Raw genomic sequence first — 245 nt, 5'->3', positions numbered from 1 at the left:
GCCCGGTCCTGTCCTTTGACCCGCTCTTGCAATTTGCTCTCGATGCTCAAAAGCCGGTCCTTCTCGCGGGCTTGTATCTTTCCGATAGGTATATTGGTGCATTCCGCTACAATCGCTTCTATTTCCGAAGAGCGTATCTCTTCAATGGACTGGTCGGATAGCATCTTTAGCTCTTTGATGATGCCCGACAAACGTCCTGCTTTTATCGTAATGTCATCTTCTTTGTCCCACACAGAGTTGTCTGA

1 pseudogene is annotated in these 245 nt (G+C 48.2%); it reads right to left on the bottom strand.

Going from position 1 to position 245, the window contains the following annotated elements:
• A pseudogene (locus ABUA47_RS25015) lies at nucleotides 1-245 on the bottom strand (ATP-dependent Clp protease ATP-binding subunit); the annotation flags it as partial.

The sequence above is a fragment of the Bacteroides sp. RTP31139st1_H2_RTP31139_211217 genome, from assembly GCF_040227615.1.
Classification (GTDB): domain Bacteria; phylum Bacteroidota; class Bacteroidia; order Bacteroidales; family Bacteroidaceae; genus Bacteroides; species Bacteroides uniformis.
The sequence above is the reverse complement of the archived record's forward strand: the minus strand, read 5'-3'. Positions and strand labels throughout refer to the sequence as shown.